We start from the raw sequence: 26764 nt of genomic DNA on the forward strand, positions 1-26764 counted from the left end.
GAGATCTTTTTGTCGTCCTATAAAACGAAAAACCCCGGATCCAATTAGTAGATGCGGGATTTCAATTATCAAAACCATTAGATTAATGCTTAGTGAAATTAGGATTCAATCAGTGTTAAAGAATCCAAAATCCCTTTTCCACTGTGGATCCCGCCTTCGTTTTCACTGGCTGGTTTGCTGCGAATCAAATAACCTGCGTAACCATCTAGCTCTGTTACTGGTTCACCTTGGTAGTAAACGGTAAATAGACCGACTTCGCTGACTAAATCTGTTACGAGTGTTTGTTGAGTATCACGCACTGCAATGGTAGGTACCTCTCGCTCATGTGGGTACAAGCGCTGCATGAGTGTCCACGCGTCGTACTCTTCTGGCTTAAGTCGACTAAGTTGCTCGCTGATATCGTCACCGAACACACAATGGCCGCCACCCTCACCTTGGTTTTTCAGCACCCATTCTTGCTTATCAGCTTGTGTGTAAAACCATTCAATCGACTCGCTGGTGATTGGTTTCATATCTGCTAAAACACTTTTCACCAATTTAGCTTCTTCTAGCGTTAACCCCCAACGAGCGTATTCTGATACAGGCATCATGGTTAGGAGCATCTGCATGGTTTTACTGGTTGCTAGCTGTTGGCTGAAGGTAGCATTCACAGCGACATGGTGTTGTTCGATGAACAAACGCGTCTGACTTAGCGTGTCGCAACAAACGGATTCATTAAGCTCAGGCGCCCAGTAGTCTGAATACTGATAACCCGCTCTTAGGTACACAACATCGACTGCACCAACATCTTGCAAAAGCAGACGTTGGTTATCGCCCGTTGAAAGCTGAGAGCTCAATTGATCGAAGGTACGGCGAACCGTGCGAACACCCTGTTTTTGTAACTCAACTTCAAGTAGGTGTTGGTCATAAACATTGTCTTCGTTCTTCTGTACCACCATCAAGAAAATCGGTTTGCCTTGTTCATTGAAGTCCGCTTTAACTTGCTTTGCAGCACTAGCGATACCATAAGCCAACTGGGTTAAGCCTTGGTTTTCAGCCGGTGTTGCTGACGGTTCTTCCAACCAATGGTTATAAACGTTTGGCCATTGGTTTTGCATGAATGAGTGAAATTCTGTTGCACGTTGACCAAACGGAGCCATCCCTGCAGCAATACCATTAAACTCAATCACTTTTGCACCGTGTTGGCGATCGTCCATAAAATCAGTACGCATCAACAACAGTGGCTGACGGGCAGGATTCAAGCGCTCATCCACACTGCCATGGGCTTGTTGATGCAACTCCATCAAGTGACCAAAGAACGGATCGGCTTGAGCCATATCGCTCAATGATGACTGTAAAAAATCATGATCTTCCGACACGTTACTGATCAACTTAGTGATAAGCGGAGTGACTCGGCGCAAGTGATCATAAACCTCACGCTCCATTGTCATTGGCGCAATACTGAAAGGACAATGCCTCGCGGTATTGTCAGACTGACGAAAAGCGACACCGTGCATGATTGCCCACTCACACGCGTCTTCAATAATTTGTTGCGGAATCAATGACGTTAGCATTGGATTCATTTTGGTTTCTCACTATTAACTCAGATTAAGCACTCTACTAAGACGATGCCCATTCTAGAAAGACGAATAAAAACGAAAAATATTTCATTTCTTTGAGTGTTCGAGTTAATGATTCACATCTGGGTATCTTGGGTCTTATTGACTATCAGGTCTCGAAGCCATTTGTGACTTGGTTCAGAGTCAAAGTAACGGTGCCAAAGCAGAAACAAGCCACCGGGAACTAACTCAATAGGAATCGGCTTCATCACCAACTCACCACTCTCAATATAGTCACGAACCGAGTTGTACGGATAACACATCAGTAAATCGCTTTGTTTACACAGTTTTACTGCGCTGGTGATGTCCGACACGTTGGCGGCTTTATTGATTTGGAGCTGTTTGGCTTGCAAAATTTCAAGTAGCAGCCAGTCGCCAACACCACCGGTCACTAACTGAATATGACGATATTTAAGGAAGGCTTGCAGGTTCCACTCTTCTTGAAGCACTGGATGATCATTTCGCATCAAACATACAGAGTAATCTTGCAGCAATTCGACATGGTTTAGCTCGGCAGGGATATTTTGAATATGGGTACTCGCCCTTTCATCGAGCTCAAAAATCCCAATCCCAAAATCGACCTCACGCTTTAATAAGCGCTTAAAGGTTTCGCTACTCCAAGTCGTGCTGTTTACCGTAATATTCGGCGCATCTGACAGCGCGTTAGGCATGAATTTAGGGTAAATTGCGGTATAAGCAGTTTCGACAAGATCGATATTAAAAGTCCGTTCACTGTCTTTTGGCTCGAAAATATCCGGTACAGTTAGCTGCTCAACTTGCAAAAGAATTTGATGAATCTTAGGCGCAAGAGAAGTCGCTTTCGGGGTTGGAAACAGACCTTTTGACTCGCGTTCAAAAAGAGGATCATCAAACAAAGCTCTGAGCTTGGTGAGCTGTTTACTTACCGCAGACTGACTTAAAAAGAGTCGCTCTGCCGTTTTACTCACACTGCGCTCTTCAATCAGAACATGTAAGCAAAGCAGCAAATTCATATCGCATTTAAGTAAGCTTTTAACATCTACCATGATATTCCCTAAATTCAGGTTAATGATGATTATTTGTCACTTTAAATCATATCATTGTCTTGGTAAATTTAGTGTATGTGAGTTAACACGCTCAAATAATAATAGAATTAAGGATTACTCATGGATTTTCTAGCACTACCAAAGATTGATTTGCACTGCCACCTAGACGGAAGTGTTCGCCCAGATACGATTATTGACCTAGCAAAACAGTACAATATCGAACTACCTGAAGATCGCGACGCGGTTGTTCAATCTCTAACGGTGCCAGAAGATTGCAAAAACCTAGATGAGTATCTAGCTTGTTTCAGCCTACCATTGCAAGTAATGCAGACTGAAGAAGCAATTGAACGTATCTCTTTTGAGCTTTACGAAGACGCTGCACTAGAAAACGTTAAGTACCTAGAAGTTCGTTTTGCACCGATTCTGCACGTAAACAAAGGTCTATCTCTCGATGCAATCATCGCTAGTGCAGTTAAAGGCATGAAGCGTGCTGAAGAGAAATACGACATCAAGGGCAACTACATCATGTCTGTACTTCGTATGTTCCCTAAAGACTCTATCAAAGACGTAATCGACGCAGGCCACCCTTACCTAGGTAAAGGTGTAGTGGCGTTTGATATCGCTGGCGGTGAAAAGCCAGGCTTCTGTGCTGAATTCCCAGAATACACGCAATACGCTCTTGATAAAGGGTACCGTATTACCGTGCACGCTGGTGAGCAATGGCATGGTCAAAACGTTTACGATGCAGTGACAATGCTTGATGCTGAGCGTATCGGCCACGGTGTTCACATCCAAGGAAACGAAGACGCATACAACATCGTTAAAGAGAAGCAGGTTGCGCTTGAAACTTGCCCAACAAGTAACGTTCAAACCAAATGTATTCACAAATTTAGCGACCACCCAATTGCTGAATTCAAGAAAGACGGCATCGTTGTCACTATCAACACAGATAACCGCACTGTGTCGAACACCACTATGACCAACGAAGTGAAGCGTGTGTGTGAAACTTTCGGTCTAACAAAAGAAGACTACGCAGAGATCTACAAATACTCTGTGGAGAGCGCTTTTGCTTCAGACGAAGTGAAACAACACCTAATGGGTTTCGTTAAGCAAATCTAATTTAACAAAGCGCGCCTTTTGCTGAATAGCTGGGCTCACTTAGCATTAGTGCTTAAAGGCACAAAACAGGAAGAGAAAGGCTTAGGCTTTTCTCTTTTTTTATGTCTGTATCTCCGTATTCTAATACCCATGTTGACTAGTGAGATGCAAACAATGAAAACAGAACTCCAAAAAATGCTATCCGGTGAAATTTTTGATGGCGCAGACCATGAGATAGACCACATGCGCACTCACGCGAGCAAGGCTCTGTCAGACTTCAATCAATGTTCAGACGATACTCAGCAGCCAAGCCTTCAAGCTAATCTATTTGGGAAAGTAGGCAGCAGCGTTGTCCGACCTCCTTTTCATTGCGAGTTTGGTAAAACCATTGAGATCGGTGACAACACCTTTATCAACATGAATGTTGTCATGCTTGACGGCGCCAATATCAGAATTGGTAACAATGTATTGGTGGGGCCAAGTGCTCAATTTTACACAGCCTCTCACTCATTGGATCACCTCAGTCGCCGTAAGTGGGAAACGTTTTGTCTACCTATTACAGTCGAAGATGATGTCTGGATTGGCGGAAACTCGGTGATTAACCAAGGCGTGACGATTGGTGCTCGCTCTGTTATCGCAGCGAACTCTGTGGTCAATAGTGATGTGCCACCAGACTGCTTATACGGAGGCACGCCAGCCAAGTTGATTCGACATTTGAATACTGAGCAAAGACGATAGCTAACTGCTCTCGGAGCAAACAAAGCCACAGCGAACGCTGTGGCTTTTCTTCTATATGATTGTTTAATGATGATAATGCCCTTCCCCCCTATCAAAATTCGTAATTTAGCTACACTTAGATAGAAATAAACTCATGATAATTTTTTCGAACAGATGTAGCTCCAACGTCACCATGATTGGGAAAGCCAATGACAAAACACCAAGCTTTGTTGCTCTCCACAGCGACCTTCTGCTCTATTTTCATATGTAACTCTAGCTACGCTGGCTATGCGATCGTATTACCAGGCCAGCATGAACAAGGGATTAACCTGCAAGGCTCTGCTGTATCAGCAGACAACGTGGTTGATTGGGAGATCGATAATAGTGACTTAGTGTTTGGCGCTTTCGGCAATAAACGTGATAACGAAAAAGTTAAAACTATCGGCTATATGTACAACCAAAAGTTAGAGCTGAATTCAGGAGAGTTGGAAAACGAAATTAGAAACACGGCAGAGAAAAACGGGATAGATTACGAAGATTTTTTTCTACACTTTGCAGAAGACACCATTCTAGCTGAACTCGATACTACACACGGTGACAATACGCTATTAAACCGTAAGCCTATGATCATTGGCTATACCGAAAACGAAAAGCATGCGGGTTATGCACTTTATCAGCAGCCGCCTTGGAATGCAGATGTATTTGAACATTTCGACAAAGGGGGCGCACTCTACATTTACCATTCGGAGAAATTCGATAGCTTAACATTCGAATTTTCGCGCTTTGCGCAAGGCGGAGAATTCCATATTGAATACCCCATATCGATGAATGATCTAGGCCAATCTACGGCATGGGCTCACTTAGAAATAACTAATGATCACACACACAATATGACTCAAAGCCAAGCGGTAAGCTGGCGAGTGCCCTCTGATTGGGTCAGAGCAACAACTCATGATAGCAGCGGCCAGAGTTACGGTGGTGGGCAATATTTTGGTTCTACATTGGTGAGAGATGGCGGCCGTTTATACGTTGTCAGAATCCGTTGGCAAGGCAACTCAAGTGATATCCGACCTCGCTTGAATCGAGTTCAATTGAAAGACAGCTTCCAAAAAATCGCTGCCAAAGACCTTCTATCTCAGATCACAAATACGAATTCAAGATCTCACAACGAAACAAAGCAATGGCGAAAGGTTCGTGGTTTTGACCAATCGGCGGATCTCAATCAAGACAACTATTTATCCCCTTATGAATATGAAAACAGGAACAACAAATCAGCCACGGCTCGCTTTCGTTGGGAATCTCGCGTGATCCCATTCGGGCGAATGTGGAACCAAAACTCATCATGGGCGCTGACCAATTTGGCCAATCCAAACCTGTTAATGATTCTACAAAATTACTATTCCAAAACCTGGGAGGAACAAGGGCTGGCTGGGGCCTACAACGACGATACCAATAAACTCATTGGCCGCAATCAATTTGAGGTTTATTCCGGAGGAACCGTCTGTGAGCTTGGGTTTATCGTAGGATCTGTCGAGGCTGACAATGTCTACAAAGAGCAATTCTCTGCTTTTCTGAATGGTCTGCAGATTAACCAAGATAGACCCTCAATAGGTCTCAACATTGGAACAGCAAACCTTTATGGTCGAAATGGACAGGCACACTTGATTAAAGCTGGAGACCTATACTTTCGGGAGCAATACTTATTCCCCTCTACCGGTTTTAGCGGCTTTAACGGGTTGTCTAAGTTTTGGGATAACTCAGCACTTGCCTATGCTGGCTCTAACGTTATATTTCAGGCCACCACTCGCTTTGGACGAGTTCAGTTCCTAGGTAACAATCAGGACAATTGGCAACAAGATCAATATTCTAACCTCGTAATCTATTACCTCAACGCTCAACCGACACATAGCTATTTTAATCAATGGAGTGGCAGTTATGTGTATGGAAGTGGTAACACAACTAAAGATAATTATTGGAAAAGTGGTGTACCAAAAAATATCGCCTACCAACCAACGGAGTTACTTAAGATAGAACTCGGCAATCCAACTAACCAGATTCCTACTCATTTGAAACCGATTCCTTTGATGATATCGACCTTAAACCCTACCCCCAACGACTACACCATAATTGGCGATTCAACTAACAACCACATCATGCACCCAGCGCTGCCAAACGGTATGGTTCGACTGTTACCAACCTATACCTATTTCGCTTATCGAACAGATGAAAACGCAGTGGAAGGCGGCCCACAAGAAATGGTGGTCGCACGTGAGTTTGAGCATGGTCGCGTACTCTTCCGCACCGATTTCTACGGCAAAAATCCAGACTTCTATTCAGCGCCTAAACTCAATATTCCATTAAAAAAACCCATGAGGCCGGTCGATACAAATGGCAACATTGGAGACTATGTGAAAGAAGTGACGCTGAGTGGTTATCAAGGCTTACTTCTGCTCTACTGACCTTTATGAGCATTCAACCTTGGATGTCTTAACTGTTCAAAAAATACATTCACACAGACAAGTAATGGGACCCCTACTAACATTCCCATAGAGCCCCATAGCCAACCCCAAAATACAAGCCATACAAATAAAATCAGCGGATTGAGACTAAACCTTTTCCCCAGTAATGTAGGAGTAACCAATTGGCTTTCTATCAAATTAATCGCCAGGAAGATCGCAGCGACCGTCAATGCGTAGCTAAACGACTCAAACTGTATAAAAGAGACTAAAGCAAAGCACGTAACTGAAACCATCGGGCCAAGATAGGGGATAAAATTCATTAAGCCTGCAAAAGCGCCCCAAAGGAAAGGGTCTTGCAATCCCATCATATAAAAAGCAAAGCCAACAGTGAGTCCTAAGCAAACATTAATGATGGTGATGGCGCCTATGTAACGAGACAAATCCTTTTGAACAACTTTAACCAATTCAACAGCCCTACGCTTATCTGAAAAGCATTCAAAAAGAGATAAGCTTTGAGAATAAATTTTTCGACCGTAATTCATCATGAAATACGCCATAAGAAACGCAACCAACAACTGAGTAACAATGGTTGGTGTTGTCGTAAGCACTGATTCTATAATGGAAAAAGCCGTGTTATTGGTAAGCCCATCATTGGTAACAGTACTACTCATGGAGAACCCGGTGGCGTCAGTTAAGCGACTGTTTTGAGTAACCTCACTCACTTCATTAGATACATTCTCAACCAACATTGGTAATTTTGACCACCATTGCTGAGCGGGCTCACTCAACATATTCAAACTAATCACAACAAAGCCAATAAAACCAATAAGTACAGCCATTACGTTAATGACTCGAGGGATACCGAAGCGAGTAAGGTAGTTAACTAGAGGGCTACATAGCAAAGAAATAAAAGCACCAAAGATGATTGGCAACAAAAATGGCTTGGCGATATGTAATGTAAAAATAGACATCATGAGAACAGCAAGGAGCATAAAACTAGTTTGCAACACACTTCGTTGTCTAAGAATACTGTATTTTTTTGATGTCATTTTATTCCTATGAGTAGGAGGTCTTGTTTTTGAGGCTTCGTCAATTTGAATCAGGCACTCGATACCGTCAGCCAACACTAACTTGAATTAAAAATGATGGTTACTTAAGTAAATTAAGTATTAGCGATAGCTGTTTATAACCAAAAACAGACGATTTAAAACGATGAGTTCGATTCAAAATTACAACACCAAGGCCTGTGATGCCAAGAGCATACAAGGGGTGCTTGTGAACAAACTCTTTTCCTTTGTGACGAATAAGTCCCATACAAAGTGCAACTTGACGAGCTCTACTTCTCCCCTCAAGTCTTTTCATTTGAATCTGTCTTTGTCGATTCTTGAGTGCTGACATGTAACCCCTCCTTCAATTGCTCTTTCGTACATTCAAAACCTATAAATTGCTTTAAGTAACTAGAACGAAGTACCAAGCATATTAGAATCAAACCGAGTGTGAATATAAACGCGCCGTAACCCGCTAACAGATTCAAAGTGAAGTAGTAGATCACTACTCCAGCACCGACGGCGATACTAAAAAGAAACAGCGGTAACAACGCAACAAAGAGGAGCTGAAACACAAGACGCTTTTTAAATGCATCAACACTATTGCGAAACTCCAATAAGAAAAGCTCTAAGGTCGATTGAGACCATTGCTGGGTATGTGTCTGTAATATAGCTAAGTCTTTCCACAATCCATTTAACTCAGAAGCAGAACGTTTAAGATCATCCACCTTACGATCGCTCGATTTATCATTGGCAGAGTTTACTGGATCATTTTGACTATTTACCTGCATAACGGTGCTCTCTCAATTGCGATGTTGATATATGGCTATTTGATTAACTTCGAGACAGCCCAACCAGCGAGAAACGCACAGCCAACACTCAATAATGGACGCTCTTTAATGATGTTTTCCGCTTTCTCAGACGTGTTCTTCACACTTTCAGAGCTGGCCTCGAGAGTTTCATGGACCGCCTCTTTCACATTTTCGATAACTTCTACTGCGGCCTCTTCAGCTTTTTCATAAGTTTCTTCAATTTGTTGTTTGGCTTCTGAATTTTTAGCGTTTGACTTTGGCATAAGTTTTCTCCTTATTTGATTATCATAAGCCAGAGAATAATATTAATACTATTAATCTCTAGCTACTTTAATAATCAATGCTAGCATCGTGCCAACTTTCACAAGTACCAGAATAATTGAAGATAAGCTCCCATATCATTAATAAATGGCATTAATCAATGTAATAATTTCACTAGAAAACATCTATTAATGTATTTTTTACAAAAGCAAAGTAAAACCTTAGACGAAACAAGCTGAATATAGGGTTATTAATTGGCATAAAAAATGCAATAAACCAAATACAGCTTAGAACCAAATGAGGATTCATGAGAAACCAAAGTATATTATCTATTGTTAACCTGATAAAAAGTGGAAATATTATTTACGAAAAAGCGATATCCAACATAAGAAGTGAAAAGATGGCAAAAAATCTTTTTGATATCTACACGGTAAAGAAATGTGCAGAGTTAAAGTTACAATCTTTAACTTACTACTCAAAAATACATCAAGAACAGATACCCGCTAGTTATACGATAAATGCCAGAGAGCGCTGTATTGAAGCGGAAGATACAAAAGGTAAAAACAATCAAGAGCTCTATTTAAAGCACCTAGAAGGTGTCGAGACAAAGATCATTTCCGACATTGAATCACTGCTAGAAACTAACCCTGATTTAGAAGGGAGAAGAAGATTAAAAGTGGTAAAAAATGAAATGGAATCATGTCGAGACCAAATACACAACATGCGTCATAATTAGTTATTAGCGAATGATGGTTGGAAATCAGAATCAAAGAAAAGGCTTATTTTAATTATTATAAATCAACTGAAATTATAAATACTACTGAGATAAAAAGGAGTAATGATATGTTGTTTAAAAAGGACAATGATCCCCTTGAGGTAATTCACTATAAAGGCATAGAAAAAATACTATGTACATTGAAAGATCACTACTTCTCATGTGTTGACCTAATTGAACAGAAAGCACATGGGAACATTGCAAGAGCTGCAAATCGATTTATAAAAGTTGAACGTTCATTAATAAACGAAGTAAACACCAAGTTCTGCATTAACAATGAAGTTAATGACAATGACATATTGAGTCAGCCCCCTGCGTTAATTGTTAGTTATAACGATATGTACCAGAGTAATTTAAGCCTAATTTCTTACCTCAAAAACACTATTAGAAAGTTTAACAATCAACATATGTCTGCTTTTTTCTCCTATTGGGTTGCGGCGTTGCAAGTTGAAAATGATGAGATAGCAAAGCATTTGTAACAGATATAACCCATCTAAAATAGATACGATTAATTAACTTGAGAAGAGAATCAAAGCCTACAACACAATCATTAAACAGTGGGAATAATCTAGGTTTAATTCTGATCTAATTCTGACATCACTCAAAATAAAAAGCGTCGAGGCATATTGCCTTGACGCTTTTTTACGAGAGGGACCGCTATGTTATTCTAGGAAGCGTCATCGACAGCCCCAGTCATCATTCTAGACAGACTTTTACCGCCTTTGGGATCAAAATCAAGTGTTCTAATCGGAAACGGTATTGTCATTCCAGCCTCTGATAATGACTCTTTAACCGCTATAATACCGTCGTGCTTTGCGTCCATATAACCAAAACCTCCTGGGTACTCAATCCAAAACCAAACCAATAAGTTAACGCTACTATCAGAAAAGCTTGAAGCGTAAACCGTCGTATCTTCTTTCCGACTAACATAAGACTTTTGGTTTATCGCTTTGGTTATCACCTCAGCGGCTCTTTTGGGACAGTCTGAGTAGGAAATCCCCACAGGGATCTCGACCCTTCTTCGTCCTTTTCGACTGTAGTTCGTCAAAATATTTCGGAAAACCATCTTATTGGGAATCATGACGTGTTGACCAGAGAACGTTTCAACCAGCGTATTTCGTAAGTTTATTTTGACTATGGTACCCATGACATCGTTGGAACCAACAACATCGCCAATTTTAAAAGGTTTACGAATACTCATTGTAATACCTGAAATGAGGTTCTCAGTCATATCTTGAAAAGCAAAACCGATAGCTAAACCTAGAATACCGGCACCGGCAAGCAACGATGTAACCGTACCTTGGAGCCCAACAAAATCTAACGCGACAAAAAATCCAATAGTAACAATGGTAACCTTAACAATAGAAGCCAGTAAGTTAATGACTTCTTGAGAGTCGACAACTCTATTGCTCAATCTTTTAAACAACTTGCCGCTTATGTTGGCAACAAAGATAAAAATAAGAAACGTAACAAAAGCAACAATCAGGTTAGGGATAAGTTTAATTGCTTCAACTAACCAATGCTCTAACTTACCCTCTATCAGATGCTGAAACTTCTCTAAGTTAAAAGAGAGATTCATTTCCATGGTGTCTCCTTCTTATTCAATATGTGGATTATTCAATACATTCATGGAATACAAACCGTTAAGGCTTGCTTATCAATACTTATCTCCAGTGAATCAGCCGAATACGTCTCTCCATCAATCACGTATGAAATAGGTCGGTCAGAATCAATTTTAACGAGCTGTGCCGAAGCATAAGTAAAGTAACTAGCCTGTTCTTTCGCTCCGAGACTCGATAACAACAGATCAGATAGAGCGATAGCTCGTTTACTAAGTGAATTTGTGTTTTCCAAATAGGTAATATGCAGCTTCCCATCATCCGGCCTAGGAGGCTGTCCCCCTTGAGCAAGCACAGTACTAAAAGGGGAAGAGTTCGCCACGACCAAACTTTGTAGTTTCATACTTTGTGATGGTTGGTCATCGATTGAAATTTGAAAATGTTGATTATCGTCGGTGATTACTGCATTGAAGAACCCAGTCAAATACGCGAATTGCCCTTTTTCATTTTTTTGTTCTCGATGTGCGTAATCGATCATCTGTTCTTCAAACCCAATACCAAGAAGCAGTAATATTGGTTGTTGATTACAGAACGCCAGATCGATTCTTTTTGAGTTGCCAGATAAAATAGCCTCACACGCTTTTTCAACAGGCGATATTTTCGAGGTCAATCCATAAAGCATATGACATAGAGCGTTCGCGGTACCCAAAGGTATAATCCCGAGTTGTGTATCAGTCTTCCTAACTTGCCTTGCGACTTCACTAACCGTCCCATCGCCACCTGCAACGATAATATGCGCAGTATTCCGGTCTTTGGCCTGCTTAGCTAATATTTCTGCTGATACTTCTTGGCTAGTAAGAAAAATATCTAAACTGTACTTTCTCGTAAGTTCACGAATAACCTGTTGTTCATTCGCCAACCATTTACCACCACCTGCAACAGGGTTGGCAATAAGGCAAGCTTTATGGCCAAGAGTGAGCAAACCTTTATCACTGATTGCTTGAAGTGTTTTCAGTTGTAGATGGTTCAATTGGGCTGTACTTCGCACGTCGTTAATACTTTTCAAGACCTGCTCTACAGTAAGTGACGGATTTTTTGCTAAAAGATAGGCAGCTACGACAAAGACAGAACGTCCTCGACCGAGAGCACAATGCACAACAACCGATCTAGATTGATTGATTTGGGTATCGATCCAATTTATAGCATGTTTAAGCTTATGCATTTTAGGGACTTTATGATCAAGAACCGGGGTGTTTAAATAGCGAAATTGATCACCGGTCATTGCACTTTCTAAACCAGAAAACTCAGCTGTAACATCTACAATACAATGGATGTTTTGAGATTCTAAGAACGATAAATCTGAAGGGAACAAACGACGAGATACATATAAACCTTTTCCAACCTTCTGTATTGGTTCAACTTTATCTCTTTTAATTGCCCATGCATTGTACAGTCGAACACCTAAGAAGAATGGAATGAAGATCCATCTAATCCACCACACTATTTTCCCATCGCTAGTCTTCCTAAATATTGACGGCATATCGAAGATGTAGGCAACACTAACGATGAACATCGACAAACTACACCAGGCAAAAACACCACGGATTATTAGCTGTGGTATAAGAGCAGCAGCAAAAAAACAAGCTATAGCAAGAAGCATATAATATTTAATAATAAACATGTTACGCCTTAATTTATCCGTGAATTTAAATATATTTATCCGTAAATTTATCTATCTCTAAATTAAATAAAAGAAGGGCTCAAGAATGAGCCCTTAGCTTGATAACAAAGCAGTTTTATACTTATTTAAAGAATTTGATTACTTCGTGATTCAAGCAACCTCTTTTTCATATTTACGAGCTAATGTTTCTTTTTGTTCAGTATCTAAGACTCGACCTGCGGTTTGAAAAAAACGCTGCTCTTCTTCTTCTAAATGATGTTCAACCTTATCTTTTAATGTTTTCATTAAAACAAGCCAAGCTGGTGAAGACATCTCTGTATCATCGAGTTGAGCGAGTATTTTGTCGATTCCATGATGTTCAGCGATTCCATGTCTAGTCATGTCAATGGATTGATCACTCTCGATCAAAGGTGCATAAAAATGGCGCTCTTCTGCAATCGCATGCTTGGTTAACTCATTCTTAAGGTTAACATAGAGTTCTTGCCTAGCTTGTGTGTCTCCCGAAGTTTGGAGTAACGCATCCATCAAAAGTCGTTGCTTTTCATGACTGTCTTTGAGCACATCAAATATATTTTTCATGTCTAATTCCTACTTCATTGGTTTACTTTTATGAGGATTTTGGCATCTCATTGCACTCTAGATGACAGTTCTAGCAATCTTCATCTTTCGCATCTAAATGCTCTTTAATATTTTCACAGCTATCTTCTATTGCGTTTTGAGTATCCTCTACAGCCTCATCTACATTTTCCCCGGCTTGTTCCATCGGACCTTCATCACTACATGCCGCAAGTGCAAATGTAATACCCACAATAGTTAAAAAACGGTAAGCGTTCGATTTGATGTTCATATAAACTCCTAATGTTTGTTTTTATTCAGCAACATAATTACCACTGAAACCAGTAGTGATATTGCAAATATATAAAATATGATCTTTGCTACTGTCGCAGCAGCCCCAGCGATACCACTAAATCCCAATAGGGCGGCAATAATTGCGACAATAAAAAATATTAGCGACCAGCGAATCATCGTTATTCCCCAATTTTTAATAAATTACCAATTGTAGAGAGGTTAAATAATATTTAATTTATCCACCACTTTCTCTACATTCGGGGTATTATTTGCTATAGATAAAGCTAAGTCGTGTTCACTGCTTGATGAAACTGAACCTTTCAAGATAACCACACTGTTTTCGGTTTTAACTTGAATATCGCTACCACTAACATTGGTATTCATTAATAAACGAGTGATTACCAGTGTCTTTATGTGAGCATCAGTCAAAGCTTGTACGGCTGCGGGTGTTTTTTCTTTGTCTTCATCAATCACTGTAAGTTCGTTTTTTACAGACTTAACGTCATCTAGGCTTAGCACTAACTCTTCTGCCAAATCTTTCTCTGTTTCATTTTTAACCGAGCCAGTTAAAGTAACCACTCGATTTTTAACGTAGGTGTTGATGTCAAATGAGTTTAAATTAGTATTCAGTAATAAAGTCGTTTCTGCTTTTCCATCAATCCACGCATCGAAAGTTTCTTTTTCCCACATGCTATTAGCAAAAACAGTTGATGAAGAAGTTGCAATCAAAGTAGCTAATAATATTTTACTTGCAGTATTTCTCATTAATTATCTCCTCTAGTTAACTGACACTTGTACAATAGCAACCAGCATGCCAACTTTTTAACTGACTGAAAATAAAGGATTTACACTTTAATTTTGAAAATTTACCATTGGTAAAATAATCGGAGGTGTATTAATTACACGAGTATTTTGTAAAAATTATCATCAATGGAGATCCTAGAATAATTAATATCAATACTATTAATTAGCCACTTCTACTATCAGTAATATTGTAACTACATTTAAAAGGTGGCGTATAGTAAATGATAGATTCGTATTTGAAGGACATCATGTTATTATCAAGGTCGTTTTCTGTCGTACAAAAAGAGAGTTAAATCATGTCATTACCGACACTGTTTATAGAGTTAAAAGATGAATTATTGCGGTCTAAAATAAACTCTCTAGATGAATTATCAAGCTTTGAAATAATTCAAAGTACTATGGATGTTCATTGGATTGACAAGCTACAACAACTGCAACCAGATACTGCTATTGTTGAAGTCTCTCGATTTACTAACGATGATTTTAAGTCCTTATCGAGTGCAACAGGATTGGACGAAATGGACTTGATTATTATCAGTACAGGTACGCCAAACAAAAATTTAGACATGATGATGAACCATGGCGCAATCTTCCATTATAGAAAGCCCGTCGACATGCAAATATTGGAAGATACCCTTGCAGACTTCAGTCAATACTTCCTCCAGAAGCAGGAAGAAGGGCGTAAAGTGTCCACCAGCGATTTAGACCAGTTCGGTATGTTAGTCGGTTCTTCTAAGCCCATGCATAAGCTGTATCGAACTTTAAGAAGAGTCGCGAAGACTGACACCAATGTTTTGATTGTCGGCGAAAGTGGGGCAGGTAAAGAATTAGTCGCACAAACGATTCACCTTGCCAGTGATCGTAAAAACCAACCTTTTATTGCGATCAACTGCGGTGCTATCAGCCCTGAGTTAGTTGATAGTGAATTATTTGGTCATGAAAAAGGCGCTTTTACAGGGGCGAATCGCACACACCAAGGGGTGTTTAGGCAAGCAGAAGGTGGCACATTGTTTCTCGACGAAATCACCGAAATGCCACTTGAACACCAGGTCAAATTACTACGAGTTTTAGAAACAGGTGAATATCGCCCTGTAGGCAGTAATGCAACGAGTATCGCTAATACTCGAGTCATTGCAGCGACAAACCGAGATCCACAAGTCGCTATTGAAGAACAGTTTTTGAGAGAGGATCTCTATTTCAGGTTGGCTCACTTCCCCATACATGTCCCTCCATTGCGTGAAAGAGGCGACGACATCGTCGGCTTAGCAAAACATTTTATTGCTCATCGCAACGCAAATGAAACCACTGCGAAGACCATTTTCACATCAGCGCTTCAAAAAATATCAGCCCATGCATGGCCAGGGAATGTCAGGGAATTAAAACACTGTATTGAAAGAGCTTTTATATTGGCAGATGAGACGATTAAAGATGAACACCTAATTTTTGATACTCCTCCTTTAGAAACAGGGACTACCGTTGAGGATATGGTTCCGGCGGGTGTTTCTCTCGAGAAGATTGAGAAAGCGGCGATTATCAATACGCTCGAAGAAAATGAAGGCAACAAAAAGGAAACAGCACAAGACTTGGGAATCAGCATCAAAACGCTTTATAACAAGCTCGATAAGTATCAAGAGTAGTAATACTCATATCTGATGTTGCTATGTGAAAGGTGAAAGGTGAAATAGCCGATAACCGAATACTTAATAAATCACCGATTAATTCAAGAAAGTACAGTATCAACACGAAAATCAAGTAACGTTTACCGCATCTGTGTGATCAAAATAGATACAGGCGATCGCTAATTTGCAGTTGATGTTTTGCTTTTCCATGAAAATTTAACAGTGGAGGGTGAGCCCTCCACTGTTAAATTTTATGCTGCATTCACCGATGTCTCGGTTCTTTTATCTTGGTCAAAGAATTCTTCATGCAACGCGCAAATCGCTTGTTGATACTTGTCATCACTCACAACAAATTGCACATTTACGTTTCTCATAGACGAATGTAATGCAATAGGCGTAACACTATGGTTCATCAAAGCCAATACACCATTAGCGAGCGTTTTATTGGTATCAATTTGAGAACCGATCGCTGAGATTATAGCGACCATTCGACCTGAAATAGATGCCTGAGGGTAACGTTTCTCAGCCTTATAAGACACCTTGTTTAAACTCTCGGTGCTACCACCTAGATAATAGGTAATAGAATTGGCGTTCATCTCTTTACCAATAAGGTTCACTCTAGCATCTGCGATAATCTCCATTAACTCATAACTAACATTGTCCGCCTTACCGACCATTCCCTGGTCAAAAACATGTAACGCATATACCTTCTGTTTTCCGGCAATGATCTCAATGTGATTCGTGTCTGGTCGGTAATCAGAAGAAATCAGTGTTCCCTCATGTTCTGGCTCGAAGGTGTTTTTGATTTGCAGTTCTATGCCACTTTCTCGTAACCCAGCAGCCGCATTAGAGTGAATAGCTTCCATACCAAGGTTAGCCAGTTGATCGGCAACATCATAATTAGTTGCCCCAATCGGTTTAACCGAACCTACACCAACGACTTTTGGGTCAGCCGAACTAAAGTGATACTCCTTATGGATGATCGCCAATGATGCCTCAGTAATAGTAGCGATACGACTAAACGTCATCTCACTGTAACCACGATCATAAGTATGCATCAAACCTTCTTTGCAATACGCATAACCAGTTACTATGGGAAGCTCCTCAGTAACATCAATGTCAGAGAAAGCCTCTCTAATCGTATCGTCCAAACTTTGAGGGGTTTTGTTGTCCCAACCAGAAAGGTCAACAAAGGTCGAATTTATACCAATGTTTTTTAATTTAAGAGCCGTGTTGTATGCACTATGTGACTCTCCAATTGAAGAAAGAAACTCTCTAATCTGTGGTAAATAATGTCTCAGTGAAAACTGTCCGTATTGGCACGTTTCAAGAATGTTAGTAATACAGTTTTTGGCTTCTGAAATACGAGACCGGATGAACTTATCTGCTCTCATACGATTCATTGGATCCGCAAAAATATGCTCATTGGTCAATAGCATGCGGCGTTCAATATAAGATAGAGCATCCTTCCACGAATCGTCACGCATCGCTATCAATTGATAGACACCAGGCTTACCTGTTTTTTTACATTCCAACAATGCATCCGTCATACCGCTGTAAGCGGACACAACAAAGATTCGGTTATAAGGATTTTGAGGGCGGAGAATAATATTGTCGAGCACAGCATCAAATGCTGTCATTGATGTACCGCCGATTTTTTCTACGGTAAATGTCATAAAAGACCTTTTGTTCTTGAAGAGATTAAAGACTAAATAATAGGGAGCGGGGTGAGATATCACCCCTGAATATATGGGTTAATCAACGAGTGGATAAACGCCGTTTTCATCGTGTACTTCAGCGCCAGTAATTGGTGGGTTAAACACACAAGCCATTGTCATTTCTTTGTTTTTATATGCGCGTAAATAATGCTCATCATTCTTATCTAGGATGTACAACGTACCGGGTTTGATTGGGTAAGTTTTACCACCAACGACTTCAATCTCCCCTTCACCACTCATACAAAACACAGACTCCAAGTGGTTTTGGTAATGGATATGTGTTTCTGTCGCTTCGTAAATTGTTGTGATATGAAAAGAAAATCCCATATTGTCATCTTTCAATAACATGCGAGTGCTTTCCCAGTTATCCGATACAATACGTCTTTCACTATTACGACATTCATCAAGTGTTCTAACAATCATTTTACTCTCCCTATTACGATGCTTTCTTGAAATGCTTGGTTGCTACCACTTCAACTGAGTCTTCGAAAATAGTTAAACCTTGCATCAATTCCGATTCTGAAATGGTTAATGGACAAAAGAACTTCAAGATTTCATCGTTTGGACCTGCGGTCTCAATTACCATGCCCTTGTCAAAACACACTTTTGCAATCTCATCAGCTGTGTTCCCATCTTTACATTCAATGCCAATCATCATTCCGCGTCCCTTGCGTTGAACAAATAGCTCAGGGAAACGCTTGAGATTGCGTTGAATGACATCATCGACCATGCTTGAGCTACGTTGAATATGATTTTCAAAATCATCATTTGACCAATACATTTCTAACGCTTTAGCAGCAGTAATGAACGCATGGTTGTTACCACGGAAGGTGCCGTTGTGTTCTCCCGGCTCCCACTTGTCTAGTTCAGGCTTTAATAAAACCACAGCCATCGGTAAGCCATAACCACTTATCGACTTAGATAGCGTAACGATATCTGGTTTTATACCTGAAGGTTCAAAGCTAAAAAACGTTCCTGTTCGACCACAACCGGCTTGAATATCATCCACAATAAATAGGATATCGTGGGCTTTACAGATTTTGCTTAACTTCTGTAGCCACTCATTTGAAGCGACATTTAACCCACCTTCACCCTGAACCGTTTCCAATAAAACGGCAGCAGGTTTATCCATACCAGCGGAATTATCGGTTAACATCGTTTCAAATAATTTTAAACCATCGATTCCAGCGTAACCTTCAAATGGCAAACGCGTAACGTTGTTGAGATTTGAGCCCGCACCTTGCCTGTGGTGTTGGTTGCCTGTAGCAGCCAATGCACCCGCCGTACAACCATGAAAACCATTGGTAAATGCAACAATACTGCTTCGACTTTTTACTTTTTTCGCCAACTTAATCGCTGCCTCAACCGCATTTGTTCCTGTCGGGCCGGTAAATTGAACTTTGTAATCTAATGCTCGAGGTTCCAAAATAAAGCGACTAAGAGCTTCTAGGAATTCAGCTTTGGCTTCTGAATGCATATCCAAGCCATGTGTAATTCCATCCATTTCAATATACTCAAGTAAAGCTTGCTTAAGTATTGGATTGTTATGACCGTAATTGAGAGATCCTGCTCCAGCAAGAAAATCGAGGTAACGATCACCTTGTTTTGTTTCAAGCCAGCAGCCTTTTGATTTAGCAAAAGTGACTGGAAAACTATTCGAGTATGAACGTACGTTAGATTCCTGCTTTTTAAAAATATCCATGATAAGGCCGTTATTTGATTCCTATAAGTTAATGATTATTTAAGGGGTATTCGATACAAATACTCAGTATCGTGCAGCCCTTTAAAATGAACATTTTCATCTAAGAAAGTGGTCACTTTTCCAGTGCTACTATTTTTTGCGTCTAGCTTTTTAAAGAGTGCCCAAGACGCTTGATTTGACTTAGTAATGGTTGTTTCAATAGCTTCTATACTCTTCAGCCACTCTCGACGAAGTAAGCTGTTCAACATCTTGTAAGCTAAAGAGTGACCTCTAAATCGAGGGGCAACTGCAACTTGCCAAATAAAGAGAACATTAGGCTCACTCGGTTTTTGATAACTCGAGATAAAGCCCGCAAGCTCACCTTTGTTCTCAACCAAAATACAAGTTTTACTAAAGTGAGTGGATTGCAAAAAATTGCAATATGACGAGTTGGTGTCTAGTGGTGGACATTCTGAAATCAGTCGATAAATGTCGTTGCCATCTGAAGCTTTGGGCTCGCGAAAACTCCATTCTTCACTCGTTTTTTCTATCACTTCTGGACACAACACCCAAGGCGCTGATGTAATCATACCGAGAAATTCCTTTGAACTCTAATTAAATTCCTTTTTATTATGAGCATTTACCCCCTACTAAGATCAACACCTTAACTTTAAAAAACAAAAATTAGTGATCTGTGTCACATTTAATAGCGGTCAGCATGAATTAAATAATACTTTGAGTTCTAATGTATTTGATCGGTGGAGATCTTAAGAAAATGTCTTTAACCGAATAAGCGTCAAAAGAAGGTTAGAGTCATTAGTAAATTATGTGCTCAGATTGCCAATCAAGCGGCATAAATCACCAACACTCTCAGTGTTGAACATTCTATCGAGTAGATAACAACGCTTCGAATGGCAGTGACTCGCTATCCACTATTAAAATATCGGCCTCAAAAACAAAAAAACCTAGCGAGAGCTCGCTAGGTTTCTTATCTAACATATCGATGAATAATGAACTCAGAGGAAACGAGTCCAGAAATATCAGCTTGGAAAAGGTTTACTTCAAGGGATCATTGTCAGGCAATGCTTTATGTATCCATAGCGCCAGACGCTTTTTAATGTTTGCCCCATCAAGCTTACTTTCTGGTAACGGCGTGATCTGATTTACTTCAACAAGAAACAAGTACACCGCTTTGACCTTTATTGGTTGAGATGAATGTGGCAAATCAAAACCTTGCAATTTAGCCATTTTAAAACCGACCTCAACTGCTTTTTTCACTAGTTTATCTTCATTAATGATCTTCGCGGTTTTCGACATATTATCTCCATCACCTTTCCGAATAAGCATTGAGTATACCAAACAGAATGGTAGACAAGATTACCGTGCTCTCAAATCGAAAAACTCTTTCTGATAAATAGAAAAATTTGATCCACTGGATAGGAGCTTACTCGAATTTATTTTACATTGAATACTGATAAGCAAATGGGCTCTTAATCATACGTTCAATAAATGAGATCCTTAGTCAAGAAACTGAAAATGGTGCAACATTTGGCTTACCATTCTAAAGAATACGAAATATTATGGTTGGTATTTAAATGATAATTCTTCATAGACAGACCAATAAACCACTGTTATTTAACTAGTTTTATACTAAGCTGACTGAGATCATATTTACAGTCACCTGTAACGAAAACTTATTTACAAAACACTCATTAAGAAAATAGAATAAACCCACTAATTTTATAATGGTGTTAAAAATGCGTTACCTTTGGGCTTCATTCTGTCACAAAAATCCAATCCTCGGACGAATTGTTCACATCACGATTATGTTAGTAGCGTTAGCTTCTCTCGTTACCCCGTTAATGTCGACTGACGCTACAACTATCTTAGTGTCGCTGTGTGTCGCTTTGGTATGTATTGTGCTTTTTGTTTTCTTCGCACTCAGCGACAAAATGCGTTCAGGTATGCATTAATCACGGCCTTAAGTGTCAGCAGTACGGACAATGAATCAAATGTAAAAACGCCCAAAGTTGTTCGCTTTGGGCGTTTTCAGTCATTGGGCTTTATTTATAGCCAATCCAGCTTACACTAATCGTAATCATAGATTGATCATTCAAGCTTATGAAAAATATCAATAACCACGTAGAATTTTCAACTGACGAATTTGACTGATCGAAGAGTTCAGACTTGTTCTCAGTTTGTCCTACATCACTTGTGATGGCTTGTTGAATATTATGGGTATTCAGAAACAGAAAAGATCAATCTGGCATCACTACGATACCCATACTTTCAAGCAGTTGCTCTTGCTGCCACGCAACAATTTTAACGCCTGTTGTATCGACTTTTCTTGGGTCTAACCCTTCTAATTCAGCATGGCATAAATTGGCACCTTGCATACTGAATTGCCCCCATACGTCTTCCGAGAACACACCACGGCTGAGATCAGACTCTTTCAATGACGCGCCACCAAGGTAAGTACCTATCCAACGGTTCTCAAATAACTCACACTTCTCTAAACAAGCTTGTTCAAAATTCGCGTATGACAGGTTACAACCTGTAATATAAGCAGAACAAAAATACATTCGGTTGCTGACTTGGTTAGCAAAATTAGTGCGAGTGAAGTTCGCCCCTTTCAAATCGCAATCACGTAGCTCAATACCATAGCAATTCGCGTTACTAAAATTCGCCATCGCCAACTGGCAATTCTGGAAGCTTGCATCTCGTAAGTCGGCAATATCAAAGTGGCATCCCTCAATATCGCCTTGCTCAATAAATTTACAGTTAATGAACGTTGCATCACGTAAGTTCGAACGCCTGAAATCACAACGGATAAACGTGCAGGCTGTAAATGTAAGCTCTGATAAATCTTGCTGAGCAAAACTGTGCTGATGATAAGTGCTGTTATTGGTGTCCATTTAGCCCCCTAAAGAAATTAAGCTAAGACTACCATTGCGATCTCAAGAAAACACCAAATTAAAAACCAACAAAAACAGTAACCTAAAACACCCTGATTTAGCCATTTTAAGGCACCAAACAAGCCCTTTAAGGTTGTTATTTTCGATTTATAGGATGTGCTTATCTTGAAAAAAGTTTTGTCGCTTAGAAGTGCCAATAAGAGAAAATGTTACTTTGACGGAACGAGTCAATTATTGACCGCGTCCTAACGCACTAGACTGGACGGTTGGTATGTTGCTCGTTACACTATTCCTCATTCTCAGCATAAAGAGTAAGAACAATGAAAGACATGCGACAAGCTATGCTCGATGCAGGGTTTAGCCTTATTAATGAACACGGGTTTGCTGGTGTTGGCCTGATGAAAATCATCAACCAAGCGGAAGGCACGAAGGGTTCTTTTTACCATTACTTCAAATCCAAAGAACACTTTGGTGAGATCCTTCTTACTAACTACTTTGATGAGCATCTCGCTAAGCTAGATGACTTTTTAAGTGATGAGTCGCTTTCTCGTCGTGATCGCGTTAAAGCCTATTTCGAATTTTGGTGCGCGTCGAAGTTGACTGAAGACTTCAATATTCAGTGCCTTGTGGTAAAACTAGCCGGAGAGGTAGCAGGAACAGCTAATTCGTTACAATCAACCATGGCAGAGGGTTCAGAAAAGATAATCCTACGTATGGCTAAGCTATTCGAAGAAGGCAATGAAGCGGGTGATTTCAATATCGTAGATCCTGAATCACTATCTCGCACGCTTTATGGCTTATGGCTGGGCTCTACGCTAATGGCAGCGATGCAGCGCAACCGTTCGATTCTGAACAATGCCATGGAAGAAACATTGCTTGCGATGAGTTCAAAAAATTAACCCGCTCCTACACACTAAAAGGCTCGCTTTATATAGCGAGCCTTTTTGTTTTTCAGGCTTGTTCTTTTTCTACCTAGGCTTCAGCTTATCACGTGATCGATTCGATTATCCCATCCGTGGCGCTAAGTTATTGGCTTTAAGCAAAGCATTGAGTACTGGGTCGATATGTTGAAAGAATTTGAGCCACCCTTTACACAGGTAATTTAGCCCAGCCTCACCATCACGACTGTTGATAATTCGGTTCTTAGGGCACTCGCCATGACAAGCAAATTTGAACTCACAAGTTTGGCACTGTTTGGGCAACGACTTTTGCTTCGCGAATCCAAAATTTTGCTGAGCAGGCGAAAACGCTAGCGTCGATAGCGGCTTCTCATGAATATTACCTAACTGAAACTCAGGAAAGACGTAATGATCGCACGAATACACATCGCCATTAGGTTCAACTGCTAACCCTTTTCCACAGATCTCACTCAAGGTACACATGGTGCTTTCTCTGCCCATCCATACTCCGACAAAATTTTCAAAGTACGGCACTAATATTTGTCCAAAATCGCGTTCGAACCACTCATCAAAAACCGTCGACAGAAACTCTCCCCATTGCACTGAATCGACACTCCAAGGTTCAACCTCGCCTGATACGGGAATGATCGCTTGTTGGTTGCTCAACCATTTATTGTTGGTATGAGCCTCACGCTTATCGACCACAGGAATAAACTGCAATTGCTTTGACCCCACTTCGTCACGTAGAAAACGATAGACCTCTAACGGGTATTTACCCGTTACATCGTTCACACAGGTTAAAGTCGCAAACTCAACGTTATGTTTTTTTAAATAACCGATTCCAAGGATGGTTTGAGAAAAAGTGCCCTTGCCTGCACGGTTGGCTCGGTAGTGATTGTGTAAGTACTCTGGGCCGTCAATGCTCACACCAATGATAAAGTCATTCTTTTTGAAGAACTCACACCAAGCATCATTCAGTAACGTGCCGTTGGTTTGAAGGTCATTGCTAATCTTGCTGTAGCTAGGACAATATTTTTTCTGCAGCTCGACGACTTTTTGAAAGTACTCAATCCCCAACAAGGTAGGCTCTCCAGCGTGCCAAGAAAAGATAATTTCAGGCGTATTCTGCCCTTCTATGTACTGCTTGATATAACGATCTAACAGAACTTCATCCATCGTATATTGAGAGCCTTTTGGGTATTCAAGCAGCTGTTGTTTTTCTAAATAATAACAGTAGGTGCAACTGATATTACACACCGCCCCAATCGGTTTTGCTAACGCCTGAAGTTTGCTGTGTGCTTTACCATTGAACTGCGGAACTGAACTCAAGTTTGATAGCGATAATGTCGTCATGAAGAGTGCCTCGATGTAAAAGTTATTGTATTAGCTAAAACAATTCGTAATTCCTTTACACGGTGTTCATCGACCAACCAAGCTTGATGGCATTAGGTTGGCCGAGTGGTTTTTTTCCTCTATTTCACGTTTTCAAACGGGTTCCACGTTTCGTCAACTGGGACGATATTTTGCGCTTTTTCGTATTCTTGATATTCAGCGACCATTTCAAGGAACAGATCTGGCATTTCATTTATCAAGTCATGTTGCTCTGCAGGATCTTTCTTGGTGTTGTATAGGTGCCACTCACTGTCACCACCCATGCCCGTAGAAATTCGGATGATCTTGTAATCACCTTTAAGCAAAATCCCGCTACCAAACAATTCAAATGGAATCGCATTGTTGGCACTGTGCACATCTGCCGTTTCCCCTTTGAAGTAAGGCAACAAGCTCACACCACTCATCGGCGCCACTTCTCGACCTTGATATTCGGTTCCTGGATGATCGACCTCTGCAATCTCAAGAATCGTGGCTGCAATGTCCTTCACTTGGGATAAGTCGTCTGTCTGAGTTCCCGGTTGCAACGCATCTTCAGCGGCTAAAAGCGCTTTGGCTGGCTTAACGATAAATGGCACACGGATACCGCCCTCTGCTGTGTAAGCTTTGTACCAAGATAGGCCACCGGTTGAAGCGCTTGCCCACTCAGGACCAAGTGACACACTGGAGTTCGCCTTACCTAAGTTTTCAGTCGAATTATCGAAATGATGAGCAGTCCACGTTCGGATCAAATCACTGATATTTTCACCGGTAATATCCGCCGCTTCTGGGCCATTATCCGCTAGGTACATGATGTAAGTATTATCGTATTCCCCGATTTCTTTCAGGTAATCGACTATCTGACCGACTTGTTGGTCCTGCATTTCCATCATGCCCATCGCGACAGCCATTTTCTTGCCGTACCACTTTTGTTCTTTCTCAGAGAGCGAGTCCCATGGGCGGCTTAATGCGTTACGATCTGAAATATCGGCGTCTTTTGGAATCACTCCCATCTCTTTCATGCGTTGGAAACGATCTTCTCGAACCGAGTCCCAACCATGCTCGACGTAGTAATCGACTTTATCTTGATAGGCAGACTCAGGCGCTTGCAATGGCAGGTGAATACCGGTGAATGGGACGTAAGCGAAGAAAGGCTTACCGTCGTCTTTTTTGCTGTCGATCATCTTGATGATCTCGTTGGTGTAAACTTGGTCTGAATACTCGCCTTTGTACTTGTCCTCAACCACTTCACCGTTACGGTAAGTTGGCTCAACTTCGACGCCGGGAATATCCCCCTTTTGCAGCGCATCCGCTGTCGCGGCATTTTTGGCCGGGAACATCATATCTCGATTAAAGTGATTCGAGCCGCCCGCTAAGATACCGTAACTCTCTTCAAAACCTCGATCGTCAGGTAAGAAACCATCGTCGTGCCCCAAGTGCCATTTCCCAGAGAGGTAAGTGTTATAACCACTCTCTTTAAGCAGCGTTGCGACCGTAACCCCTTTCTTGGTGAGGTAACCTTCATAACCCGGCTTGCCAATCGCACCCGGATAGACAGCATAGTCGAAGGTGCCTAGCCCAACCTCGTGGCTATTTGCTCCGGTTAACATCATAGAGCGCGTTACCGATGAGGTTGGTGACGCGTGAAAGTTAGTAAACTTAACCCCCTCTTCAGCCAGCGCCATTAGGTTTGGTGTATTGGCTTCTGAGCCATAAGGCTGAGTATCGGCAAAGCCCACATCATCGCCAACAATGACAACAATATTCGGTTTTTCTGATTCTGCGGCCAGAGCAGCACTGCTTGCCGCGGCCATTGCAGTGAAGACTAACGATTTCTTGAATGTCTGCATAAGACGTTCTCCAATTTCTGTGATTAACTT

General features: G+C 40.8%; 28 protein-coding genes. 8 read left to right on the forward strand and 20 right to left on the reverse strand.

All coding sequences use genetic code 11. From position 1 onward, the window contains the following. Positions 1–98: 98 nt before the first annotated feature. Together OCW38_RS21200 and OCW38_RS21205 are read right to left on the reverse strand one after the other, a co-directional pair. Entirely contained in the window at positions 99–1553 is a 1455-nt protein-coding gene (locus tag OCW38_RS21200; protein WP_016787435.1) for a glutathione synthase, read from the reverse strand. Positions 1554–1675: 122 nt separating this feature from the next. Then, positions 1676–2623, reverse strand: a complete 948-nt coding sequence (locus tag OCW38_RS21205) for a LysR substrate-binding domain-containing protein (protein ID WP_010431921.1) — start codon at positions 2621–2623, stop codon at positions 1676–1678. Positions 2624–2743: 120 nt separating this feature from the next. On the opposite strand from OCW38_RS21205, the gene add reads away from it, so the two are divergent. The 3 genes from add to OCW38_RS21220 all read left to right on the forward strand — a co-directional run bounded on the left by add (position 2744) and on the right by OCW38_RS21220 (position 6897). Continuing rightward, positions 2744–3742: an adenosine deaminase gene (gene add, locus OCW38_RS21210; protein WP_010431924.1), complete on the forward strand. Its 999-nt coding sequence runs from the start codon at positions 2744–2746 to the stop codon at positions 3740–3742. 153 nt (positions 3743–3895) lie between these two features. Then, positions 3896–4459 (forward strand): sugar O-acetyltransferase, encoded by a 564-nt coding sequence (locus OCW38_RS21215; protein ID WP_010431927.1) that lies wholly within the window; start codon positions 3896–3898, stop codon positions 4457–4459. A 188-nt stretch (positions 4460–4647) separates the two neighbouring features. Beyond that, positions 4648–6897 (forward strand): hypothetical protein, encoded by a 2250-nt coding sequence (locus tag OCW38_RS21220; protein WP_010431929.1) that lies wholly within the window; start codon positions 4648–4650, stop codon positions 6895–6897. On the opposite strand, the gene OCW38_RS21225 is transcribed toward OCW38_RS21220, so the two are convergent. The 4 genes from OCW38_RS21225 to OCW38_RS21240 form a co-directional block, all read right to left on the reverse strand. After that, complete coding sequence (locus tag OCW38_RS21225) at positions 6891–7946, reverse strand: AI-2E family transporter (RefSeq protein ID WP_010431932.1); 1056 nt, start codon at positions 7944–7946, stop codon at positions 6891–6893. The genes OCW38_RS21220 and OCW38_RS21225 overlap by 7 nt on opposite strands. Before the next feature lie 100 nt (positions 7947–8046). Next, entirely contained in the window at positions 8047–8259 is a 213-nt protein-coding gene (locus tag OCW38_RS21230) for a hypothetical protein (protein ID WP_010431934.1), read from the reverse strand. Next, entirely contained in the window at positions 8246–8734 is a 489-nt protein-coding gene (locus OCW38_RS21235) for a hypothetical protein (RefSeq protein ID WP_010431936.1), read from the reverse strand. Before OCW38_RS21235 ends, OCW38_RS21230 begins: the two co-directional genes overlap by 14 nt. Positions 8735–8769: 35 nt before the next feature. After that, positions 8770–9018 (reverse strand): hypothetical protein, encoded by a 249-nt coding sequence (locus tag OCW38_RS21240; RefSeq protein ID WP_010431939.1) that lies wholly within the window; start codon positions 9016–9018, stop codon positions 8770–8772. A 305-nt stretch (positions 9019–9323) separates the two neighbouring features. On the opposite strand from OCW38_RS21240, the gene OCW38_RS21245 reads away from it, so the two are divergent. After that, positions 9324–9752, forward strand: coding sequence for a DUF2383 domain-containing protein (locus OCW38_RS21245; RefSeq protein ID WP_016789962.1), 429 nt, complete (start codon positions 9324–9326; stop codon positions 9750–9752). Between the two features lie 107 nt (positions 9753–9859). After that, complete coding sequence (locus OCW38_RS21250) at positions 9860–10270, forward strand: hypothetical protein (RefSeq protein WP_010431943.1); 411 nt, start codon at positions 9860–9862, stop codon at positions 10268–10270. A 188-nt stretch (positions 10271–10458) separates the two neighbouring features. Here OCW38_RS21250 and OCW38_RS21255 read toward each other — a convergent pair whose 3' ends face one another. From OCW38_RS21255 to OCW38_RS21280, 6 genes are all read right to left on the reverse strand, one after another. Beyond that, complete coding sequence (locus tag OCW38_RS21255) at positions 10459–11376, reverse strand: mechanosensitive ion channel family protein (RefSeq protein WP_010431946.1); 918 nt, start codon at positions 11374–11376, stop codon at positions 10459–10461. Between the two features lie 41 nt (positions 11377–11417). Continuing rightward, positions 11418–13031 carry a diacylglycerol kinase family protein gene (locus tag OCW38_RS21260; protein ID WP_010431949.1) on the reverse strand — a complete coding sequence of 538 codons (1614 nt, stop codon included), beginning with the start codon at positions 13029–13031 and terminating at the stop codon, positions 11418–11420. A gap of 150 nt (positions 13032–13181) precedes the next feature. Further along, a complete protein-coding gene (locus tag OCW38_RS21265; protein ID WP_016767331.1) occupies positions 13182–13610 on the reverse strand; it encodes a hemerythrin domain-containing protein in 429 nt (142 codons plus the stop codon). A 70-nt stretch (positions 13611–13680) separates the two neighbouring features. After that, a complete protein-coding gene (locus tag OCW38_RS21270; RefSeq protein WP_010431955.1) occupies positions 13681–13878 on the reverse strand; it encodes a hypothetical protein in 198 nt (65 codons plus the stop codon). Between the two features lie 8 nt (positions 13879–13886). After that, positions 13887–14057, reverse strand: a complete 171-nt coding sequence (locus tag OCW38_RS21275) for a DUF1328 domain-containing protein (protein ID WP_010431958.1) — start codon at positions 14055–14057, stop codon at positions 13887–13889. Between the two features lie 42 nt (positions 14058–14099). Further along, a complete protein-coding gene (locus OCW38_RS21280; protein ID WP_010431961.1) occupies positions 14100–14645 on the reverse strand; it encodes a BON domain-containing protein in 546 nt (181 codons plus the stop codon). A gap of 335 nt (positions 14646–14980) precedes the next feature. Here OCW38_RS21280 and OCW38_RS21285 point away from each other — a divergent pair, with 335 nt between their 5' ends. Beyond that, a complete protein-coding gene (locus OCW38_RS21285; RefSeq protein WP_010431963.1) occupies positions 14981–16321 on the forward strand; it encodes a sigma-54 interaction domain-containing protein in 1341 nt (446 codons plus the stop codon). A 233-nt stretch (positions 16322–16554) separates the two neighbouring features. Here OCW38_RS21285 and OCW38_RS21290 read toward each other — a convergent pair whose 3' ends face one another. From OCW38_RS21290 to OCW38_RS21310, 5 genes are all read right to left on the reverse strand, one after another. Then, positions 16555–17979: an aspartate kinase gene (locus tag OCW38_RS21290; RefSeq protein ID WP_010431966.1), complete on the reverse strand. Its 1425-nt coding sequence runs from the start codon at positions 17977–17979 to the stop codon at positions 16555–16557. Positions 17980–18057: 78 nt separating this feature from the next. Further along, positions 18058–18444 carry an ectoine synthase gene (locus tag OCW38_RS21295; RefSeq protein WP_010431969.1) on the reverse strand — a complete coding sequence of 129 codons (387 nt, stop codon included), beginning with the start codon at positions 18442–18444 and terminating at the stop codon, positions 18058–18060. 13 nt (positions 18445–18457) lie between these two features. Beyond that, positions 18458–19723 (reverse strand): diaminobutyrate--2-oxoglutarate transaminase, encoded by a 1266-nt coding sequence (gene ectB / locus OCW38_RS21300; RefSeq protein ID WP_065099296.1) that lies wholly within the window; start codon positions 19721–19723, stop codon positions 18458–18460. Between the two features lie 35 nt (positions 19724–19758). Beyond that, the gene (gene ectA / locus OCW38_RS21305) at positions 19759–20292 is read right to left on the reverse strand and encodes a diaminobutyrate acetyltransferase (RefSeq protein WP_010431975.1); all 534 of its coding nucleotides are present in this window, start codon (positions 20290–20292) and stop codon (positions 19759–19761) included. 466 nt (positions 20293–20758) lie between these two features. Then, positions 20759–21019 carry a DUF5062 family protein gene (locus OCW38_RS21310; protein ID WP_010431978.1) on the reverse strand — a complete coding sequence of 87 codons (261 nt, stop codon included), beginning with the start codon at positions 21017–21019 and terminating at the stop codon, positions 20759–20761. A 440-nt stretch (positions 21020–21459) separates the two neighbouring features. Between OCW38_RS21310 and OCW38_RS21315 the strand changes: the two genes are divergently transcribed. Next, positions 21460–21675 carry a hypothetical protein gene (locus tag OCW38_RS21315; protein WP_010431981.1) on the forward strand — a complete coding sequence of 72 codons (216 nt, stop codon included), beginning with the start codon at positions 21460–21462 and terminating at the stop codon, positions 21673–21675. Positions 21676–21960: 285 nt separating this feature from the next. Here OCW38_RS21315 and OCW38_RS21320 read toward each other — a convergent pair whose 3' ends face one another. Further along, positions 21961–22617, reverse strand: coding sequence for a Qnr family pentapeptide repeat protein (locus tag OCW38_RS21320; protein ID WP_010431985.1), 657 nt, complete (start codon positions 22615–22617; stop codon positions 21961–21963). A gap of 320 nt (positions 22618–22937) precedes the next feature. Between OCW38_RS21320 and OCW38_RS21325 the strand changes: the two genes are divergently transcribed. Next, positions 22938–23516 carry a TetR/AcrR family transcriptional regulator gene (locus OCW38_RS21325; protein WP_010431988.1) on the forward strand — a complete coding sequence of 193 codons (579 nt, stop codon included), beginning with the start codon at positions 22938–22940 and terminating at the stop codon, positions 23514–23516. Between the two features lie 105 nt (positions 23517–23621). Here OCW38_RS21325 and OCW38_RS21330 read toward each other — a convergent pair whose 3' ends face one another. Both OCW38_RS21330 and OCW38_RS21335 read right to left on the reverse strand, forming a co-directional pair. After that, positions 23622–24869 carry an anaerobic sulfatase maturase gene (locus OCW38_RS21330; RefSeq protein ID WP_261896050.1) on the reverse strand — a complete coding sequence of 416 codons (1248 nt, stop codon included), beginning with the start codon at positions 24867–24869 and terminating at the stop codon, positions 23622–23624. Positions 24870–24988: 119 nt separating this feature from the next. Next, positions 24989–26734, reverse strand: coding sequence for an arylsulfatase (locus OCW38_RS21335; RefSeq protein ID WP_065612753.1), 1746 nt, complete (start codon positions 26732–26734; stop codon positions 24989–24991). Between the last annotated feature and the right edge of the window lie 30 nt (positions 26735–26764).

Source organism: Vibrio cyclitrophicus (assembly GCF_024347435.1).
In the GTDB taxonomy this organism is placed as follows: domain Bacteria; phylum Pseudomonadota; class Gammaproteobacteria; order Enterobacterales; family Vibrionaceae; genus Vibrio; species Vibrio cyclitrophicus.

Excerpts from the sequence above, each read along its gene's own strand:
- OCW38_RS21200 (WP_016787435.1), bottom strand. The coding sequence starts at position 1,553 with ATGCTAACGTCATTGATTCCGCAACAAATTATTGAAGACGCGTGTGAG.
- OCW38_RS21205 (WP_010431921.1), bottom strand. The coding sequence starts at position 2,623 with ATGGTAGATGTTAAAAGCTTACTTAAATGCGATATGAATTTGCTGCTT.
- add (WP_010431924.1), top strand. The coding sequence starts at position 2,744 with ATGGATTTTCTAGCACTACCAAAGATTGATTTGCACTGCCACCTAGAC.
- OCW38_RS21215 (WP_010431927.1), top strand. The coding sequence starts at position 3,896 with ATGAAAACAGAACTCCAAAAAATGCTATCCGGTGAAATTTTTGATGGC.
- OCW38_RS21220 (WP_010431929.1), top strand. The coding sequence starts at position 4,648 with ATGACAAAACACCAAGCTTTGTTGCTCTCCACAGCGACCTTCTGCTCT.
- OCW38_RS21225 (WP_010431932.1), bottom strand. The coding sequence starts at position 7,946 with ATGACATCAAAAAAATACAGTATTCTTAGACAACGAAGTGTGTTGCAA.
- OCW38_RS21230 (WP_010431934.1), bottom strand. The coding sequence starts at position 8,259 with ATGAAAAGACTTGAGGGGAGAAGTAGAGCTCGTCAAGTTGCACTTTGT.
- OCW38_RS21235 (WP_010431936.1), bottom strand. The coding sequence starts at position 8,734 with ATGCAGGTAAATAGTCAAAATGATCCAGTAAACTCTGCCAATGATAAA.
- OCW38_RS21240 (WP_010431939.1), bottom strand. The coding sequence starts at position 9,018 with ATGCCAAAGTCAAACGCTAAAAATTCAGAAGCCAAACAACAAATTGAA.
- OCW38_RS21245 (WP_016789962.1), top strand. The coding sequence starts at position 9,324 with ATGAGAAACCAAAGTATATTATCTATTGTTAACCTGATAAAAAGTGGA.
- OCW38_RS21250 (WP_010431943.1), top strand. The coding sequence starts at position 9,860 with ATGTTGTTTAAAAAGGACAATGATCCCCTTGAGGTAATTCACTATAAA.
- OCW38_RS21255 (WP_010431946.1), bottom strand. The coding sequence starts at position 11,376 with ATGGAAATGAATCTCTCTTTTAACTTAGAGAAGTTTCAGCATCTGATA.
- OCW38_RS21260 (WP_010431949.1), bottom strand. The coding sequence starts at position 13,031 with ATGTTTATTATTAAATATTATATGCTTCTTGCTATAGCTTGTTTTTTT.
- OCW38_RS21265 (WP_016767331.1), bottom strand. The coding sequence starts at position 13,610 with ATGAAAAATATATTTGATGTGCTCAAAGACAGTCATGAAAAGCAACGA.
- OCW38_RS21270 (WP_010431955.1), bottom strand. The coding sequence starts at position 13,878 with ATGAACATCAAATCGAACGCTTACCGTTTTTTAACTATTGTGGGTATT.
- OCW38_RS21275 (WP_010431958.1), bottom strand. The coding sequence starts at position 14,057 with ATGATTCGCTGGTCGCTAATATTTTTTATTGTCGCAATTATTGCCGCC.
- OCW38_RS21280 (WP_010431961.1), bottom strand. The coding sequence starts at position 14,645 with ATGAGAAATACTGCAAGTAAAATATTATTAGCTACTTTGATTGCAACT.
- OCW38_RS21285 (WP_010431963.1), top strand. The coding sequence starts at position 14,981 with ATGTCATTACCGACACTGTTTATAGAGTTAAAAGATGAATTATTGCGG.
- OCW38_RS21290 (WP_010431966.1), bottom strand. The coding sequence starts at position 17,979 with ATGACATTTACCGTAGAAAAAATCGGCGGTACATCAATGACAGCATTT.
- OCW38_RS21295 (WP_010431969.1), bottom strand. The coding sequence starts at position 18,444 with ATGATTGTTAGAACACTTGATGAATGTCGTAATAGTGAAAGACGTATT.
- ectB (WP_065099296.1), bottom strand. The coding sequence starts at position 19,723 with ATGGATATTTTTAAAAAGCAGGAATCTAACGTACGTTCATACTCGAAT.
- ectA (WP_010431975.1), bottom strand. The coding sequence starts at position 20,292 with ATGATTACATCAGCGCCTTGGGTGTTGTGTCCAGAAGTGATAGAAAAA.
- OCW38_RS21310 (WP_010431978.1), bottom strand. The coding sequence starts at position 21,019 with ATGTCGAAAACCGCGAAGATCATTAATGAAGATAAACTAGTGAAAAAA.
- OCW38_RS21315 (WP_010431981.1), top strand. The coding sequence starts at position 21,460 with ATGCGTTACCTTTGGGCTTCATTCTGTCACAAAAATCCAATCCTCGGA.
- OCW38_RS21320 (WP_010431985.1), bottom strand. The coding sequence starts at position 22,617 with ATGGACACCAATAACAGCACTTATCATCAGCACAGTTTTGCTCAGCAA.
- OCW38_RS21325 (WP_010431988.1), top strand. The coding sequence starts at position 22,938 with ATGAAAGACATGCGACAAGCTATGCTCGATGCAGGGTTTAGCCTTATT.
- OCW38_RS21330 (WP_261896050.1), bottom strand. The coding sequence starts at position 24,869 with ATGACGACATTATCGCTATCAAACTTGAGTTCAGTTCCGCAGTTCAAT.
- OCW38_RS21335 (WP_065612753.1), bottom strand. The coding sequence starts at position 26,734 with ATGCAGACATTCAAGAAATCGTTAGTCTTCACTGCAATGGCCGCGGCA.